Source organism: Nitrosococcus wardiae, from assembly GCF_004421105.1.
Classification (GTDB): Bacteria; Pseudomonadota; Gammaproteobacteria; order Nitrosococcales; family Nitrosococcaceae; genus Nitrosococcus; species Nitrosococcus wardiae.
Genome location: NZ_CP038033.1, coordinates 657,153 through 674,035 on the forward strand (window position 1 = coordinate 657,153; position 16,883 = coordinate 674,035).

Here is a 16,883-nt window from a genome sequence, read left to right on the forward strand (position 1 = left end):
AGAGACGAAATTTTCTCCTCAAAATAAGCAAAAATTTTAAGTACAGGAGAAGTTTTCCAATGGGGTATTGGCGGATCTTGTTACTCATTGCCATTTTTTTGACGATGGCAAATAGTCAGGCTGAAGAGTCCCTAACCTCCCCGAAGGCGGTAACAAAAGCGGGGACTTCTCCGACGGTCACGGCAGTTAAACCCAATCCCGTTATCGGCGCTCAGCAACGGCAATGGATCAGGATCATCGGCTCAGGCTTCAGCTCGGGCTCAAGGGTTACGCTGCAGCTTGGGGAGCGAATTTTCCCCATCCCTCCTGAACGAACGAAATGGCTTAACGATGAGGAGTTGGCGATTTACGCCAACGTCTCCACGGGACCCTCTACTTGGAAAGGGCAAGTGACCCACCCAGATGGCCAAAACTCCGCCCCCTTCAGCTTTAAAGTCAAACCTCCTGCCGCAATAGGGCAGGAAAAACAGGCAGTAGAAGCACAGGGAAGAAAAGCTGAAGTGGAGACACTAGAAAAGAAAGCGGAAGAAACCAACGGAAAAATAGAACAGGCCAAAAAAGCCGCTGAGAAAGCTAAACGGGAAGCCACACAAGCGGCCACCGGGAAAGCAGCGCTACAAAAGGAGGTGGAAAAAAAAGCACAAGCGGCCATGGCCGCCAAGCAACAATTAGAGGCAGCAAAAGCCAAGGCTCAGGCGACGGGAGATTTCGCGGACCAAGAAGACGTTGAAAAACTCGCGCAAGCCGCAGAAAAACTTGAACAAGCCGCCGCCACTGAGAAAAAAAGGCTGGCCGCCCTGGAGGCTAAAGAGCAAGCCGCCCAAGAAAAGGCGACGGTTACTGAAACTGAAATTGAAAAACTCCGCCAGGAATTTGCTGAATTAAGGAAGCAAAGAGCCGCAAGCCGGACTTTTCTTGAGAAAGCAACGACTGCAGCCTGGATTATTTTAGTGGCCCTGATTGTTTGGTTTCTAAAAAGACTCGCCGTCAATCGGTTTGAAAGCGCTGCGGCTAAAAAAGAGGAAGTCCAAGAAGGCAGCTCCAGATTGAGAACCTTGGTATTGTTGCTCAATTGGCTAGGCACCATTCTCATTATTCTTACCGCCGGTTATCTTATCCTGGATGAATTCGGGATTAATATGGCGCCAGTTTTGGCCAGCGTCGGCATTGTAGGTCTTGCTCTTGGCTTTGGGGGACAATACCTGATCCGAGATATCATTAACGGCATTTTTATTCTGATAGAAGGGCAATACAACGTGAATGACATCGTTCAGATCGGTGAGTTTGTGGGAATCGTCGAGAGGGTGAACTTACGCCATACCCAATTACGGGATCTGGAGGGACGAGCCATCTATATTCCCAACGGGGAAATTAAAACCGTGGTTAATTTTACCAAAGGTTATGGACGGATGGTTCTCGACATTGGCGTCGCCTATAAAGAAAATGTTGACCAGGTCATGGAAGTGATGAAAGCGGTGGCGGAGGAAATGCGCCAGATTACAAAATATGGGCGGCTAATCAAGGAATTTGAAATGTTTGGCCTAGAAAACTTTGGAGAATCAGCCATCACTATTCGCTGCCGTTTTAAAACCCTAGCCAGTAAACAGTGGGAAGTGGCTCGGGAATACCGGCGGCGGCTCAAAAACCGTTTTGATGAACTCGGGATTGAAATTCCATTCCCCCAGAGAACATTAAATTGGAGAACGCCCCCTCAACCTCATGATACGGACGAATTTGAACAACCCAGAAATGCTGTTATATCTTAAATATCCATGCTCTTTTCAAATAGTTGCAGAGGTTCTGCTATGACCCATTCAGATGAATTGTTCCAGCGGGCGCAAGCCCATATCCCCGGGGGGGTGAACTCTCCTGTGCGCGCCTTTAAAGGCGTGGGCGGTAAACCCGTGTTTTTTGCCCGCGGTGAGGGCCCTTATTTATATGACGTTGACGGCAACCGTTATATTGATTACGTCAGCTCCTGGGGTCCCCTAGTGGTTGGCCATACCCATCCTGAAGTGGTCGCGGCAGTCCAAGAGGCAGCAGCCCAGGGGCTTGGCTTTGGCGCCCCTACCGCCATTGAGATCGAAATGGCGGAGACCGTGTGCCGCCTCGTCCCCAGCATGGATCTAGTCCGCATGGTCAGCTCGGGCACCGAAGCCACAATGAGCGCCATTCGGCTAGCCCGAGGATTTACAGGACGAGACAAAATTTTAAAGTTTGAGGGTTGCTACCACGGCCATGCCGATTCTCTATTAGTAAAGGCAGGTTCCGGTGCGTTAACCCTGGGTGTCCCCACCTCACCCGGTATTCCCCTGGCTTTAGCCGAGCACACCCTGACCGTCAGCTACAATAATTTGGATGCGGTCCAGGAAGCTTTTGCCCATTTCGGTGGACAAATCGCTGCCGTGATTGTCGAACCTGTCGCTGGGAATATGAACTGCATCCCTCCTGCCCCCGGCTTTTTAGAAGGTCTGCGAAGCATCTGCAATGAGTACGGCAGCGTCCTCATTTTTGATGAGGTCATGACCGGTTTCCGGGTAGCCCTAGGCGGCGCCCAGGAATTTTATAACGTTACTCCGGATTTAACCACTCTGGGGAAAGTGATTGGTGGTGGTCTGCCGGTAGGGGCATTTGGTGGCCGCCGAGAAATTATGGAGATGATTTCGCCCTTAGGTCCTGTCTATCAAGCGGGTACGCTCTCCGGTAATCCAGTGGCGATGACTGCCGGGTTAACTACCCTCAAGCTGATCCAGACCCCTGAATTTTATCAGCGCTTATCTCAGCAAACTCAAAAGCTAGTTAAGGGCCTTCTTGAGCGGGCTCACGACGCAGGTGTTCCCATGGCGGCAAACCAGGTAGGAGGCATGTTTGGCCTCTTCTTCACCGAGGAAGAAGAAGTCACCAATTATTACCAAGCCACAAACTGCAATCTGGATCGCTTTAAACTCTTTTTCCATGGGATGCTAGGGCAAGGTATTTACCTTGCGCCATCAGCCTTTGAAGCGAGTTTTGTCTCTAGCGCCCATGGCGATGAACAGATAGAGGCCACCCTGCAGGCCGCAGAGCAGGTATTAACTGAGCTATAGCGGTTCCCATTTAGATGGAACTCCGTGGGGCTTGGAGTTAGCGTGTCTGGTCACGCTAACTCCAAGCGCTTTAGTTCTCATTTAAACGAGGAATGCTAAGCAGGTAAACCCATGAAGTGGCGACGAGCGCACGCCTAAACCCTTATTCGCCACTTTTAAAATCAAAACAAGGATTGACTCAATTTTTAAGTATGAAAATTCGCGCCGCTGCCGCCCAGTATGATATTGGTTATCTTCAGAACTGGAGAGAATATGAAGCCAAAATCATCCTCTGGGTGGAACGGGCAGTTGCCCAAGGAGCGCAACTGCTGATCTTTCCTGAATATTTTTCCCTGGAGCTCACTACTCTGTTTGGCAGTGAAAAAGAAGGAAATCTGTCGCGACAGTTGGCAGCACTACAGGAATCTCTGCCTAATTTTCTGGCCCTATTCCGGCAATTAGCAAAAGCCCATCAAATCTATATTCTCGCAGGAACTTTCCCCGTCCGAGTCGCGGAAGGCTTTCGCAATCGTGCCCACCTCCTAGGTCCTACGGTATCCTTACCATAGGAAAAATCAACGAACCCCAGTGGGTATTTGCCGAGCTAGACCTTGAGGCCATAGACAAAGTACGGCAAACAGGTGAGGTACTTAATTATCAAGATTGGCCGGAACAAAAACGCCTAGAGAGCGCTAAGTTAGAGCAAGTCAAAATTATCGGAAGCCCTCACCCTTCTTTCCCTTAAGCTAACCGTAAATCCCCTAGCGGGGCGCAATTTGTTAAAATCGCCCCATGGATATTTCCTCTTTGCTCAATCCGCTTAATAAGGCCCAGCGTGAGGCGGTCGCCGCCCCCGCAGGGCATCATTTAGTGCTTGCCGGTGCGGGTAGCGGCAAAACCCGGGTATTGGTACATCGAATTGCTTGGCTGATCCGAAGCCAAGGGATCTCTCCTTTCAGCCTCTTGGCAGTAACTTTTACCAATAAGGCTGCCGGAGAAATGCGAGGGCGAATCGAAGAGTTGCTAGGAATGCCGGCGGGGGGTATGTGGATGGGCACCTTTCATGGACTGGCCCATCGCCTGTTACGAACCCATTGGCAAGAGGCCCAACTCCCCCAGGACTTTCAGATCCTGGATTCGGAGGATCAATATCGTCTAATCCGTCGGATTTTGCAAAATCTCAACCTAGATGAAACCCGATGGCCGCCACGCCAAGCCCAATGGTTTATCAACGGTCGTAAGGATGAGGGGCTGCGCCCCCAACATCTTGAGGATGATGGCAATCCCTATCTCCGGCAGCACATCCGCATCTACCACAGCTACCAAAGCCATTGCGAGCGTAGCGGCCTGGTGGACTTCGCTGAACTTTTGCTGCGGGCTCATGAACTGTGGCGAGACCATGCCGAACTCCTCGAGCATTACCAAAACCGTTTTACTCATATTTTGGTGGATGAATTCCAGGATACCAATGCTATTCAATATGCTTGGCTGCGATTGCTGGCCGGGAGCCAGGGAGAGCTCTTTATTGTCGGGGATGACGATCAATCTATCTATGGCTGGCGGGGAGCGCGGATTGAAAATATTCAACAACTGACTCGGGATTTTCCTACCGTACGTACCGTGCGCTTGGAACAAAACTACCGCTCAACGGGCACCATCCTCGCCGCGGCTAACACGGTCATTGCCCACAATTCACAGCGGCTGGGGAAAAACCTCTGGACCGACGGCGAAGAAGGCGAACCTATTCAAATCTATCGGGCCTTTAATGAACGGGACGAGGCCCATTTTGTAGTCGAACGTATCCAAGCTTGGCAAATCCAAGGGGAAAGGCGCGCTGATATCGCCGTACTCTACCGCTCTAATGCCCAATCCCGGATATTGGAAGCGGCCCTGGTGGAGGCCGGCATCCCCTATCGGGTCCAGGGGGGACTGCGGTTCTTCGAGCGGGCGGAAATTAAAGATGCCCTGGCTTATTTGCGCCTAGTGGCCCATCAAAACGATGACTCTGCCTTCGAGCGGGTGGTGAATACCCCCCCTCGCGGCATTGGCGAACGAACTCTTTCCCAAGTCAGAGAACAAGCCCGCCAGGCCGGCCTCTCCCTATGGCAAGCGGCAACCCAATTAATCAACACGCGGAACCTCTCCCCTCGAAGCGCCAACGCCCTCCAAAAATTTCACCGACTTATCGAAGGCATGGCGACAGCCATCAAGGCCCTTGCCCTCCCGGAGAAAATTGAACTTGTACTTGATCAAAGCGGTTTGTTTGACCACTACCGCAAAGACCGTAGCGAAAAAGGCCAATCGCGCTTAGAGAACCTGAAAGAGCTGATTAATGCCGCCTCCCAATTTAAATCCGAAGATCCTAGCCTCGAAACACTATCGGAATTTTTAGCCCATGCGGCACTGGAGGCAGGGGATACCCAGGCCGAGAACCGGGAAGATTGCGTGCAATTGATGACTTTGCATGCGGCGAAGGGCTTGGAATTCCCCCTGGTATTTATAGTCGGCATGGAAGAAGGCCTATTTCCAAGCCCCCAATCCCTTAATGAGCCCAGGCGGCTGGAAGAGGAGCGTCGACTTTGTTATGTGGGAATGACCCGGGCTCGCTATCATCTCTATCTCATTCATGCAGAGCATCGCTGGCTTTATGGTTCGGAGAGCTACCCCAAACCTTCCCGTTTTCTTCATGAAATCCCCGCCGAATTCACCTATGAGTTACGGCCGCAAACCCATATTGTCCGTCCCGGTTATGCTCCCCACCTCCAAGAAGCCATGGCCTCTGATGGAAGCCTGCAACAGGGTCAACGGGTCAGGCACCCTAAGTTTGGGGAGGGGGTGATACTCGCCTTGGAAGGAAAAGGCGAGCATAGGCGGGTGCAAGTCAATTTCAACCAAGGGGGGACTAAATGGCTAGCAGTGACCTATGCCAACCTGCAAATTGTTTGATATTCCATAAAAATAACTTATCTCTCTCCCGCTCCTTAGCTTAGGGTCAATTGAGAGTTCAAAACTTAAGGAAACACTTATGGTTCGAATGATGAAACTGATTTCAACATTCCTTTTTTTCCTGGTGCTGCTCAACCTTAGCGCCTGCCGCTCTGAACCCCCAAGCACAACCATCGAAGACTCCTCCAACCAAATTATTCACTGGCGGATGGTCACCACTTGGCCCCCCGGTTTTCCGGTCCTCCAAGAGGGAGCGGAACGTTTCGCCAAAAATATCGAAACCATGAGTGGGGGACAGCTCAGGATCAAAGTTTTTGCGGGAGGAGAACTGATCCCCCCCTTAGAAACCTTTGAAGCGGTCTCCCAAGGGGCAGTGCATATGGGCCATGGTTCGGCCTATTACTGGGCGGGAAGAATTCCTGCCGCGCAATTTTTCTCCACTGTCCCTTTTGGCATGACTGCCAAAGGAATGAACACTTGGCTCTACGATGGTGGCGGACTGAAAATGTGGCGAGAAATTTATGCTCCTTTCAATGTGGTCCCCTTTCCGCTGGGAAATACCGGAGTCCAAATGGGCGGATGGTTTAATAAGAAGATTGAATCAGCTGAGGATCTCAAAGGGCTTAAAATGCGCATCCCTGGCCTTGGCGGCAAGGTTTTCGCTAAAACCGGCGGTAATCCAGTGCTTTTAGCAGGAGCTGAAGTCTATACCGCTTTAGAGCGTAATACTATCGATGCTACCGAATGGATTGCCCCCTTCCATGATCAACGCCTGGGCCTGAACCGGGCGGCCCAGTACTACTATTATCCTGGCTGGCATGAGCCAGGCACAGTGCTGGAACTTATCGTCAATAAAGAGGCCTGGGAATCCCTTCCTAAAGACCTCCAAGCCATCATCTCTGTGGCTGCCCAAGCCGAGAACTTACGAATGAGTTCAGAAATGGAAGCTAGAAACGCACAAGCGCTGAGCGAACTCCAATACCAAAATCACACTGAGCTTGTAGCTTTTCCAGAGGACGTACTTACCAAACTGTATCGGCTTACCCAACAAACCCTTAGGGAACAGGCTATTCAAGATCCCCAGTTTAAGCAAGTCTATGAAGCCTATACCGCTTTCCGGCAAAAGTTTGAGGCTTGGGAGGCTATTTCAGAACAAGCCTACCAACAGGCTTTAAAAAAGCAATAAATATCTATTTTCTAAGGTAGTTAGCGCATCTGACGCAAATAGCGAGACGCCACCCAACCGGTTATGCCGCTGCCTTCTACTTGCCACCAGCCCCCCTGCTGCGCCGGCCCGTGGTAACCAGCACCACTCCCGGTTTTACCTGCGTGATTATAGCTGTATTAGTGCCTGCGCCGGCTCGAACATTTAGGGCAGTCACAACGGTATAGGAAGTACCCGCCTTCCAGGCGGGTACGGATTGTTGAGACTCTGTTTTAGACTGGGGTTGAACAGCTGGCAAATTAGGCTGCGCAGCCCGGACTTGAACCACTAGTTTATTAAAAGCATCCAACAGTGCTGCGGCAATTAACTTGCCTTCGGCTGTATTACCATACCCCCCAACTCCAGCGAGACCGGCAATGCCACCACCGAAACCGCCCAAACCACCGGCACCGCCAAAATCGCGGACCTTGGCTGAGCCTTCAGCCCCCCCCATCTGAACCCCGCTGGGCATCGGTAAGGAACAGGGCCGTCTGCGCTTCTTGAATACGAATACTACCTGCAATAGCTCCGGCAATAGCACCGCCTGCACCTAACAACCCCCCCAAAGCACCAAGGGCGTTATACCCTCCTGCATTGGGATTGCTAAAAATAACATTGGGAGTAATAAGATACTGGACCGTGACCATACGCCCCCGGGCGGTTGTGCTCCCCTGTTGCAACATCCCCGAAGCTCTAAGCTGATCCTCTGTTTGAATACTGCCTAATGCCGCCCCCCCATCAACGACCTGAAAACAATTGGACTGAGCCATCATAAGGCGAAGCAGTGGCGTAGGTGATTGCAGCCCCACGCTACTTAGCAGGCTCAGGGCATGGGCCTCAGGTTCTACCAGCGCGGCTGTCCCCAATGGTTTATCACAGCGAGGCAGGGAGGCGGCCGCCGCCCCCTGAGCCCCGGCGTCACCACCACTGCCCGTGGCCATGGAGCTGCCCCCGCCAAGTTGGGTTTGGCTCGCGCAAGCCACCAGCGACATTATCGCGCTAGCAGCCAGGATCCGGTATCCCCCTTTTAATATGCTCAGGAAACTCCTCCTCTAAGCGGAAATGACCCTTTTTTGTTAGTTTATTTTTTCGTTTAGGCGGCACTTTCCTTAACAGTAAGGTGCGAAAGTAATGCTAAACTGAACAGTATTCTTTATAGTTGTTGGAGTTGCAATTCTAAGCGACTTACTGTGAGCAGGGTAGAAGTAAAGGAAAAAAAACCACATTTGCCCTCGAGAAACGAGAGGCGAGTCTTTTGGGCCGCATTAGTCACCGGTGCTTTTACCATTGTAGAAGCCATCGGCGGAATACTTTCTGGCTCCCTGGCATTACTGGCCGATGCGGGTCATATGCTGGCGGATACCGCCGCCCTGGTGCTAGCGTGGCTTGCCTTTCGTGTTGGCCGCAAACCTGCTGATAGGCGCCGTTCCTATGGATATCAGCGACTTCAGGTGCTTGCCGCCTTGATCAATGGGGTAGCTTTGTTTTTCATCGTTGGCTGGATCTTGATCGAGGCTATGGCCCGGCTATTGGAACCGGTCAAAGTATTTGGCGGGATTATGCTAATAGTGGCTGCCGCCGGGTTGCTTATTAATCTTCTAGCTTTTGCCATTCTCCATGGTGGCGACCACCATAATCTTAATGTCCGAGGGGCTTTGTTACACGTTTGGGGGGATTTACTCGGTTCGATAGCTGCGCTAACAGCGGCTGGCGTTATTCTAGGAACCGGTTGGACCCCTATTGATCCCCTTTTGTCCTTATTTGTTGCTCTTCTCATTCTCCGCAGTGCTTGTATGCTGATGAGGAAGTCAGCCCATATCCTGCTAGAAGGGACTCCCGAATGGTTAGATGTGGAGGAATTGCGTGGGAGGCTGATAGAAGCTATCCCAGAGGTCGAGGATATCCATCATGTCCACGTTTGGCTGCTCACCTCAGAAAACCCGCTCCTAACGCTGCATGCCAGTGTTTACCAAGGGGCTAATTACGATCATACCTTGGTCGCCATCAAGGAATGTCTTCGGAAACAATATGGGATTGATCACTCCACTGTCCAAATTGAAACCCATAGCTGCGCGGACAAAGCCCTTAGCACTAGGCGGAAAACCGGCTAAATGGCCCCCAAGCATTTCTGCAATCCTGGCGATGGTCTACACTTTATCATAGACAATTTAGGAATATACGATAACCAAATTTGCTAAAGCCATTAGCAATGGCGGCGGCGACCACCCTCAATAAGCTTTAGGAGGGAAACCCTATGCCTACATTTATTATGCTAACGCGGGTCGAATCCAATGGAGCCCAGTCACCAAAATCCCTTGAAGAATTGGAGCATAAAGTGGTGGAGCAGATTCAGGCTCAATGCCCTCAAGTGAAATGGCTACAAAATTATGCGGTTCTAGGCCCTTATGATTATTTAGATGTCTTTGATGCTCCCGATAATGAAGTTGCTGCAAAGGTATCTACCCTTATTCGTACTTATGGTCATGCTCACGCCGAAGTATGGCCAGCCACTGAATGGGCTAGATATAAAGAAATGATACACGGCATGGCTGATGCGAAAACTACCTAGTAATAGGGAGCATTTCTTGACGACTCAGGAGTTTTTACTTAAAAAACAACTAGTTCCGTAAGCACCGATATGATTAAACTTTGCTCTATTCTTGGCCTTATGCCCTGGTCACTGATAAGCTAACCACAAAATATTCTGAAGTATCCCTATAATGAGGATCAAGCGCTTCTGCAAAAACCTGGTGGGCAAAGACTATGTGGTGAGTGATATACACGGGACCTATAGCCTACTGACACGGGAGCTGGAACGCCTCAATTTTAACCCCGACCAAGATCGGCTGTTTTCCGCCGGCGATCTGGTAGATCGGGGGCCTGAATCACCCGAAGCACTCAAGTGGCTTGACTACCCCTGGTTCCACTCCTGCTTAGGAAATCACGATGAGTTCGTGATTAACGCCCAGAGCCCCGGGTTTGATGTCAGGTGGTGGGTGCTAGTCAATGGAGGAGAGTGGTGGCTTACTATGGACTCGGCCATCCAAAAACGTTTTTCAGATCGCTTCCAACAACTCCCCCTTGCTCTGGAGATTGAAACTGATGGAGGCAGAGTCGGGATCGTCCATGCCGACGTCCCCCCAGAACTTAGCTGGACGCAATTTACCGCCGCCTTGGAGAAAGGCAACCGCACCATCCAGGAGTACGCCCTTTGGAGCCGTAACCGAGCCATGGGGAGGTATACCCACCCTGTTGAGGGTATTGATCGAGTTTACTGTGGCCACACTGTCAATGAGAACGGCGATATCAAAATTGTAGCAAATGTGTATTTCATCGATACCGGCGCGGCCTATAACCTCCCCCACTCTAAACTGACCATCCTCCCTTTAACCCTCGAGAAAAATTGAACTGCTTTTAATTTTTCGGTCAATCACAAGGAATTTACGCCAGAATTTTTGATAGGGCAAAAGTGCTTCACCCCTGGGTTTCATCCCCCATCGCGATAGGCCGAGTCCCATCGGTGATCCATTCACTCCAAGACCCCGGGTATAATCGAGCTCCCTGGAACCCCGCAATTTCCATCGCTAGCAAATTATGGCAGGCAGTGACTCCCGATCCACACATGCATACGATTTGCTCTGGCGGGACTTCATCCATCTGCCTGCGAAAAGCAAGCGCTAATTTACGCGGCGACAAAAAATTTCCCTGCTCATCCAGATTTTGCTGAAAAGGATGATTCTTGGCCCCTGGAATATGACCGGCAACCCTATCGATAGGTTCGAGTTCACCCCGAAAACGCTCTGGTGTACGCCCGTCAATGAGTAGATATCCAAGCAGAGAGGCATGTTCTACATCTTCTGTGGTGACTGTCATAGAGGGCTGAACCCGAGCTTCAAAGCGAACTGGAGTCGGCTCAGGCAATTCGGTAGTCCGTGGATAACCTTCCCTTTGCCAGCATTGCCACCCTCCATCGAGAACAGCCACGGCCTCGTGGCCTAACCAGCGCAACAGCCACCATAAACGCCCGGCAAAGGCGCCCGAAGCATCATCATAGGCTACGACCTGAGTAGTCGAGTCCACACCCCACCGGCCCAATTTTTCCGCCAGATGTTCCGGATCGGGTAAAGGGTGGCGCCCTGTGTAAGGGGTCACCGGACCCGATAGGTCCTCCTCCAAGTGGACATAGTAGGCTCCCGGGATGTGGCTCTGCTGATAGGCATGTCTACCAGCCGATGGATCCATAAGATTAAAACGACAATCAAAAATAACCCAGTTAAAATCACCTAGGGCCTTCGCCAACTCTGTTGAACTCATGATTGTACGGTAAAGCATCTGATTTCCTGCTACTATCCGTTCGTTAAACTCAAGGATAGCATTTACGGCTATTCACTGGGAAAATGAAAAGAAACGCTCGGCCCCGGAGTTCTCCATGGATGGTGAACGAGACCCCCTAGCGAGAGAGCGAAGGCCGGTAACACGGTGTTAACTGAAGTGTTTTTCCGTATAATTGCCCCCAGGCTAGGGCGTGGTCTCAATAGGGAGACCCGGGGGTTGTTAGCAGAAGACCGGCCATGATGTAAAACCCGACCGGCACATCCATTGTGGCTACCGCGAGGAGGGTGGGAAGTTAGACCTGTGGAGGGGCACAGCCTCCCGACGATAGCCCGGCAGGACCGGGCCACAATAGGGGTCTCTGGGAAGCAGGAAAAACCCAGTGAGCAACCAGGCTTAAGAAAGCAATGCCCATCAAAACCAAAAAAAACGCTCCAGCTAGTGCAGTGGATGGCAGGAGGATCCTTTACATTTGTCAACCCAAAAATAAAACAGCTATAATTCTTATTGCCTTATCATTGGCGATTCCCAAAATAACCCACGACACAAGGAAGCATTTAATGGTCTTGCGCTATTCCGCCTGGATTATGCTGATTTTTTCCCTTTTAGCCGGTGCCGCTATATCAGCACAGGAGAAAAAATCGCCGTCTGTGTTCGGATGGATAGAATTGGCTAAATTTGTGGACTGGGATACGGTCACCAAAGTCAAAATGGATACCGGCGCACTGAGTTCCTCGTTACATGCCACTGATTTGGAATATTTTCAACGTGACGACGACGAATGGGTGCGATTCACAATCAAAGTCGAGAATCAGCGTGGGGAGGAAGAATGGGTTCAACAAACCTTTGAACGGCCGGTTTATCGTTTTGTAAAAATCATTAGCTCGAATGGTGACGGTGATCGCCGTCCTTCTGTACTAATGAAACTTTGTCTCGGGGGTGAAATTTACGAAGAACAGTTTACTTTGAATGACCGCAGTGATTTGACCTATCCTATTTTGTTCGGTCGACGTACCATTGAACACCTAGGCCTTATCGATGTTACCCGCACCTTCACGAGCCGCCCCCATTGTGACACCGATGCACCTGTACACACCATTGAAAATCGAAAGCTGGACGAAGACATTGGGATCTAAGTCTGTATCTAACCCATCCTGTTATTGTTGTAAAACTTTTATAAATTCCGTTTAGAAATCTACTACAGGATCTTCTATCCTCCAGCCCTTATCATAGAAGGTAAAAGTGTAATTTCCCGTGTGAACAGCGCCTTTTTCTTGGCATTTAGGAGATAGATAGGCAAATGGGGTTTGATTATCATAAGCCCACTCATAATTGACAATCGCCCACTTGTCTTCAGAATTACTTCTTGGTTGAATTTCGGTAACTTTTATTAATTTTTTTTCGCAAGACTTCACTTCTATGAAGATACCCTTCTCGTATACTTTTTTAATTCCAGCAGCGTATTTTTTGCCTTTCTCCGTTATATTAATCAATACATAAAAATAATCTGAATTTTGTTGAGATTCGAATGGTTGATAAGTAATAAGCCCCTTATTTTGCAAGGGCGTTAATGAATCCTGAAGTTTATGTAGTGCTGATTTATGGATAAGCTCTTGAACATCAAAATCAGCTAGCACAGGCTGAAAGCTTAATTTTTCTGCCAGTAATTTCTCCGCTTCGTGGACAGATAAAGTTTTTTTCGTGGATAAACCATTCTCTGTGCATGCAATAACGCCAAACAGACTAGTTAACATGGCTAGCCCTATACTGGACAAATAAGCATATTTTTGTTTTCTAGAAGCCATCACCGTGCCCCTTTAATATTACCTCGGAACTGTTGCAGTAAAATACCAGAAACGCCTACATGGAGATGGCTGATATCGCTGTACTGGTGCGCATAACGGGCAGCACGCTCGCAGCAGCGGATGATCTGCTCCGCCTCCCAGGGATTGCTGCCAATAAGCAGCCGGAGAATCCCCGGCGGCTGGTGCATATGGAGGCCTAAAGCATGGAAAATCTTTCCCGTCTCCATTGATTCCTGCTTTTTATCTTTCCCAACTTTTATATGCGGTCACCTGAACTTGAGAAGTTAATACAAGCCTAAAATAGCGATACCAAAATTCTAACCTGGATAATTCATGAGATCACTACAAAGGTAGAAGAGCACAAAGAAGGCAAAATATTTTAAATGGCATTTAGTTTGCTTGCCTAGAGTCGATAGCAGTAGGCTTATGGGCAATCGGAGACGTCGCTAGATCAATGGAGAAGTACCTATACTATATACGGGATATCACTATCCAGCGCAGCAATTGCCCAAAGTTACGGGGCTTAGCCTCTGCAATTATTTAGGAAATAACACTTAAATATAAGGCAGTTAGAATTGACTATGCTTCAGGTGATAACACTGCCAAAGTTTTGACAATTATCCAGTCAATATTTTGGCGTTTATAAATAAGGTTACGGACAATAGCAATATAATGGAAGAACACATCAAAACCCACAGTTGGCTACCCCAGGGAATAAAAGGACGTACTCGTCACCTTCCATATAGGCTATTTTTTAGCCATCTACTGCTCAGCCTCGCCATTGCCCTACCGGCTGCAGCGACAACTCCTCAGAAAGTTGTGGACCCTCGCACTCAGGCTCCTCCCAGCTTAAAACAAATGGCAACAGGATCACAGGAAACCCCTCTCCCTGAGGAGGAGCCCATCCTCAAGAAGGACACTGCTACTAAATCGTCCCTACAATTGCTTAAGGAAACCATCGGTCCAGGCACGAAAAAACGGATCTTTTGGAACTTGGGCTATACTTTTGAAGGGGTGCCTGTCTCTGCCCCGGTGCTAGTCGTAAATGGGGATAGTGCCGGACCGACACTCTGTCTCACCGCAGCGCTTCATGGCGATGAAATTAATGGTATCGCGATGGTGCATCGAGCAATTGACGATCTTGAGCCCGGTCAACTTAGCGGTGCCGTTATCGGCGTGCCCATTGTCAATTTGTACGGTTATCGCCGCAGTTCCCGTTATCTACCAGACCGACGGGATCTGAATCGGCACTTTCCCGGCAGTCCCCATGGCAGCTCAGCCGCTCGCATTGCTCACTCTTTTTTCCAGCAGGTCATTACCCACTGCGATGCCTTAGTAGACCTGCATACCGGTTCCTTTCATCGGACTAATCTCCCCCAAGTACGGGCCGACTTAAGTCATCCCAAAATTCTGGAACTGGCTTATGGTTTTGGCGGCGTAGCCGTGGTCCACAGCGAAGGCATTTCCGGAACCCTACGTCGAGCAGCCACGGAGATCGGCATTCCCAGTATCACCCTTGAAGCCGGAGAACCTAAGCGCCTGCAACTCCGAGAAGTCAACCAGGGTTTAAAAGGAATTAACAGCTTGATGAAAAAGTTAGGGCTGCTTAAAGGGGCCAAAACAGAATCTGTTCCCAAAGCCGTATTCCACCAAACCAAATGGATACGTACCCACCGTGCGGGAATTCTACTCTCTAATGTCCAGCTCGGTGAGCCAATCAAGGCAGGCCAGCAATTAGGCATCATTACCGATCCGATCACTAACCAAGAGACGGCTATAGTTTCGCCTTACGATGGCCGGATCCTTGGCATGGCTCTCAATCAGGTAACAATACCTGGCTACGCCGCCTATCACATTGGAATCAAAGCCAATAAACCAAGAACTACCGAGGAAACATCCGATCACGTTGCCGCAAAGCACAAGGCCCCTGACTACTCAGACGGCGAGGAGTAAACCAACCCTAAAGAATCCAATGAACCCCTGATGGATATTTCCCCCGTAGGTTAGAAAATTCCCTTTTCATAATTCCGGCAAACCATTGAAGAAGACTTCATCCTTGATGTGCTTAAACGCTACACGACCTACGCCATGGCCTTTAAGATAGCCCAGCAACAGCGCCTCCTCGATAAAGAAGGAGAGCATGCCTACCCCGTCTTCCCCTGGGTGCAATGGCCTCCCGATAGCTTGGATATTGAACAGAAAGCTATGGTCATCATTGAGCACTTCCGTCACCACGTGGCCCACCTACTGAGTGGCCAGGCCAAAGCCGTGCTGATCACCTCTTCATGTCAAGCAGCGGTCCGCTACCAACTGGCCTTTCGTCGCTATACCGCCACCACCAACCAGCAGTATCGGCATATCCAGACCCTAGACGACCATGATCGGGTGATACTCGGCACCCATAAACTCCAAAAGGGCTTCTCTCAACCCACACTCTGCGCTCTGTATGTGGACAAGAAGTTTATCGGCACTGATTGTGTCCAGACTCTATCGCGGCTAAACCGCCTCCGCTCCAGCAAAGAACCGCCCTTCATTCTGGATTTCGTCAACTCGCCGGAGCAAATACTGAATGCCTTTCGGCCCTACTATCCCAGCGCCGAACTGACCCTGGTTTCCAATCCCGAAGGAATTTATCAGCTCCAATCTCAATTGGATAAGGCACGTATTTATACCTGGCAGGATGTAGATTCCTTCGCCGCCGCCTTCTTCGATCCTAAGCAAACTCCGGATCGGCTGCACTACTACTGCCAGCCTGCAGTGGAGCGCTTCCGGGATCGGTACCAGGAGGTCATCAAGATTATCCAGGCAACCCAACAAGCCGAAAAGGAGGCAGCCGCTACCGGCGATAGGATCCGCAGGGAAAACGCTCGTCACGATTTTCAACAGGCTAGAGAAGCCAAGGAGACTTTGGAGCAGTTCAAGAAAAATCTAGTCAGTTTTATTCGCTGCTATGAGTTCATCTCCCAGATCGTAGACTATGGCGACCGAGAGCTGGAGAAACTCACCGTCTATGCCCGCCACCTCCACCTTCTCCTAAAGGAGAAGGGAGGGGGCGAGACTATCAATCTATCCCTAAGAGCACTGGAGCACTACCGGCTAAATAAGATTAGCGAACAAGAACTTAACATTGTCCAGCAGAAAGCCCCGAACGAACCTCGGAATGCCATGAAGACAAATCGTCAGCGTCAGGTAGAGAAGGCGCCCCTCATCACCCGCCTTAAACCTCTATTGGCAGGCGAGAGCCTCAGTGATAGGGATCGTTTGAACTATTTGCACACCATCAAAGACAAACTTCTAGAGAACCCAGCAATAGCCGCCCAGATAGAAAACCAGCCACAGGAGCAAGACTCGATCCTAGTGAATGATTTCTCTCAGGCAGTACAGCAAGCAGTCATGGAGAGTTTAAAAAATCATCACGAGATAGCGGCCCAATTGCTCCACAATGAAGTTGTGGCTAAAGAGTTTGGTCGCTTTCTCCTGGATCTGCTTTTGATTAAGCATGAGTAGTCGCCTGCTCTTAGGCTTAATGAC

General features: G+C 50.1%; 16 protein-coding genes. 11 read left to right on the forward strand and 5 right to left on the reverse strand.

All coding sequences use genetic code 11. From position 1 onward, the window contains the following. Positions 1 to 59: 59 nt before the first annotated feature. The 5 genes from E3U44_RS03225 to E3U44_RS03245 all read left to right on the forward strand — a co-directional run bounded on the left by E3U44_RS03225 (position 60) and on the right by E3U44_RS03245 (position 7,197). A complete protein-coding gene (locus tag E3U44_RS03225) occupies positions 60 to 1,766 on the forward strand; it encodes a mechanosensitive ion channel family protein (protein WP_134356640.1) in 1,707 nt (568 codons plus the stop codon). 39 nt (positions 1,767 to 1,805) lie between these two features. Next, entirely contained in the window at positions 1,806 to 3,086 is a 1,281-nt protein-coding gene (gene hemL, locus E3U44_RS03230; protein ID WP_134356641.1) for a glutamate-1-semialdehyde 2,1-aminomutase, read from the forward strand. A 191-nt stretch (positions 3,087 to 3,277) separates the two neighbouring features. Beyond that, complete coding sequence (locus tag E3U44_RS03235; protein WP_240761708.1) at positions 3,278 to 3,634, forward strand: nitrilase-related carbon-nitrogen hydrolase; 357 nt, start codon at positions 3,278 to 3,280, stop codon at positions 3,632 to 3,634. 223 nt (positions 3,635 to 3,857) lie between these two features. After that, positions 3,858 to 6,011 carry a DNA helicase II gene (gene uvrD, locus E3U44_RS03240; protein WP_134356642.1) on the forward strand — a complete coding sequence of 718 codons (2,154 nt, stop codon included), beginning with the start codon at positions 3,858 to 3,860 and terminating at the stop codon, positions 6,009 to 6,011. An 88-nt stretch (positions 6,012 to 6,099) separates the two neighbouring features. Beyond that, positions 6,100 to 7,197, forward strand: a complete 1,098-nt coding sequence (locus E3U44_RS03245) for a TRAP transporter substrate-binding protein (protein ID WP_240761709.1) — start codon at positions 6,100 to 6,102, stop codon at positions 7,195 to 7,197. Positions 7,198 to 7,273: 76 nt separating this feature from the next. Here the strand turns inward: E3U44_RS03245 and E3U44_RS03250 are convergent, their stop codons facing one another. Together E3U44_RS03250 and E3U44_RS03255 are read right to left on the reverse strand one after the other, a co-directional pair. Next, complete coding sequence (locus E3U44_RS03250) at positions 7,274 to 7,669, reverse strand: hypothetical protein (RefSeq protein WP_134356644.1); 396 nt, start codon at positions 7,667 to 7,669, stop codon at positions 7,274 to 7,276. After that, positions 7,656 to 8,207, reverse strand: a complete 552-nt coding sequence (locus E3U44_RS03255) for a hypothetical protein (protein ID WP_134356645.1) — start codon at positions 8,205 to 8,207, stop codon at positions 7,656 to 7,658. The genes E3U44_RS03250 and E3U44_RS03255 overlap by 14 nt, the downstream gene beginning before the upstream one ends. Before the next feature lie 198 nt (positions 8,208 to 8,405). Here E3U44_RS03255 and E3U44_RS03260 point away from each other — a divergent pair, with 198 nt between their 5' ends. The 3 genes from E3U44_RS03260 to E3U44_RS03270 all read left to right on the forward strand — a co-directional run bounded on the left by E3U44_RS03260 (position 8,406) and on the right by E3U44_RS03270 (position 10,622). Continuing rightward, positions 8,406 to 9,326 carry a cation diffusion facilitator family transporter gene (locus E3U44_RS03260; protein WP_134356646.1) on the forward strand — a complete coding sequence of 307 codons (921 nt, stop codon included), beginning with the start codon at positions 8,406 to 8,408 and terminating at the stop codon, positions 9,324 to 9,326. Between the two features lie 143 nt (positions 9,327 to 9,469). Beyond that, positions 9,470 to 9,784 carry a GYD domain-containing protein gene (locus tag E3U44_RS03265; RefSeq protein ID WP_134356647.1) on the forward strand — a complete coding sequence of 105 codons (315 nt, stop codon included), beginning with the start codon at positions 9,470 to 9,472 and terminating at the stop codon, positions 9,782 to 9,784. A gap of 151 nt (positions 9,785 to 9,935) precedes the next feature. After that, entirely contained in the window at positions 9,936 to 10,622 is a 687-nt protein-coding gene (locus E3U44_RS03270; protein WP_134356648.1) for a metallophosphoesterase, read from the forward strand. Between the two features lie 67 nt (positions 10,623 to 10,689). Here the strand turns inward: E3U44_RS03270 and E3U44_RS03275 are convergent, their stop codons facing one another. Then, positions 10,690 to 11,547 carry a sulfurtransferase gene (locus E3U44_RS03275; protein WP_134356649.1) on the reverse strand — a complete coding sequence of 286 codons (858 nt, stop codon included), beginning with the start codon at positions 11,545 to 11,547 and terminating at the stop codon, positions 10,690 to 10,692. 650 nt (positions 11,548 to 12,197) lie between these two features. On the opposite strand from E3U44_RS03275, the gene E3U44_RS03280 reads away from it, so the two are divergent. Continuing rightward, the gene (locus E3U44_RS03280; RefSeq protein WP_240761711.1) at positions 12,198 to 12,683 is read left to right on the forward strand and encodes an ATP-dependent zinc protease family protein; all 486 of its coding nucleotides are present in this window, start codon (positions 12,198 to 12,200) and stop codon (positions 12,681 to 12,683) included. Between the two features lie 51 nt (positions 12,684 to 12,734). On the opposite strand, the gene E3U44_RS03285 is transcribed toward E3U44_RS03280, so the two are convergent. After that, positions 12,735 to 13,352 (reverse strand): hypothetical protein, encoded by a 618-nt coding sequence (locus tag E3U44_RS03285; RefSeq protein ID WP_134356650.1) that lies wholly within the window; start codon positions 13,350 to 13,352, stop codon positions 12,735 to 12,737. Then, positions 13,352 to 13,579, reverse strand: coding sequence for a hypothetical protein (locus E3U44_RS03290; protein WP_206054876.1), 228 nt, complete (start codon positions 13,577 to 13,579; stop codon positions 13,352 to 13,354). Before E3U44_RS03290 ends, E3U44_RS03285 begins: the two co-directional genes overlap by 1 nt. Positions 13,580 to 14,024: 445 nt before the next feature. Here E3U44_RS03290 and E3U44_RS03295 point away from each other — a divergent pair, with 445 nt between their 5' ends. Beyond that, positions 14,025 to 15,305 carry a succinylglutamate desuccinylase/aspartoacylase family protein gene (locus E3U44_RS03295; protein ID WP_134356651.1) on the forward strand — a complete coding sequence of 427 codons (1,281 nt, stop codon included), beginning with the start codon at positions 14,025 to 14,027 and terminating at the stop codon, positions 15,303 to 15,305. A 108-nt stretch (positions 15,306 to 15,413) separates the two neighbouring features. After that, positions 15,414 to 16,859 (forward strand): HsdR family type I site-specific deoxyribonuclease, encoded by a 1,446-nt coding sequence (locus tag E3U44_RS03300; RefSeq protein WP_134356652.1) that lies wholly within the window; start codon positions 15,414 to 15,416, stop codon positions 16,857 to 16,859. Positions 16,860 to 16,883 lie beyond the last annotated feature (24 nt).

Bases quoted from the DNA above. Each gene is read 5' to 3' on its own strand.
- E3U44_RS03265 (WP_134356647.1), top strand. From the start codon at position 9,470: ATGCCTACATTTATTATGCTAACGCGGGTCGAATCCAATGGAGCCCAG.
- E3U44_RS03225 (WP_134356640.1), top strand. From the start codon at position 60: ATGGGGTATTGGCGGATCTTGTTACTCATTGCCATTTTTTTGACGATG.
- E3U44_RS03235 (WP_240761708.1), top strand. From the start codon at position 3,278: ATGAAAATTCGCGCCGCTGCCGCCCAGTATGATATTGGTTATCTTCAG.
- E3U44_RS03285 (WP_134356650.1), bottom strand. From the start codon at position 13,352: ATGGCTTCTAGAAAACAAAAATATGCTTATTTGTCCAGTATAGGGCTA.
- uvrD (WP_134356642.1), top strand. From the start codon at position 3,858: ATGGATATTTCCTCTTTGCTCAATCCGCTTAATAAGGCCCAGCGTGAG.
- E3U44_RS03275 (WP_134356649.1), bottom strand. From the start codon at position 11,547: ATGCTTTACCGTACAATCATGAGTTCAACAGAGTTGGCGAAGGCCCTA.
- hemL (WP_134356641.1), top strand. From the start codon at position 1,806: ATGACCCATTCAGATGAATTGTTCCAGCGGGCGCAAGCCCATATCCCC.
- E3U44_RS03295 (WP_134356651.1), top strand. From the start codon at position 14,025: ATGGAAGAACACATCAAAACCCACAGTTGGCTACCCCAGGGAATAAAA.
- E3U44_RS03290 (WP_206054876.1), bottom strand. From the start codon at position 13,579: ATGGAGACGGGAAAGATTTTCCATGCTTTAGGCCTCCATATGCACCAG.
- E3U44_RS03255 (WP_134356645.1), bottom strand. From the start codon at position 8,207: ATGTCGCTGGTGGCTTGCGCGAGCCAAACCCAACTTGGCGGGGGCAGC.
- E3U44_RS03270 (WP_134356648.1), top strand. From the start codon at position 9,936: ATGAGGATCAAGCGCTTCTGCAAAAACCTGGTGGGCAAAGACTATGTG.
- E3U44_RS03250 (WP_134356644.1), bottom strand. From the start codon at position 7,669: ATGGGGGGGGCTGAAGGCTCAGCCAAGGTCCGCGATTTTGGCGGTGCC.
- E3U44_RS03245 (WP_240761709.1), top strand. From the start codon at position 6,100: ATGATGAAACTGATTTCAACATTCCTTTTTTTCCTGGTGCTGCTCAAC.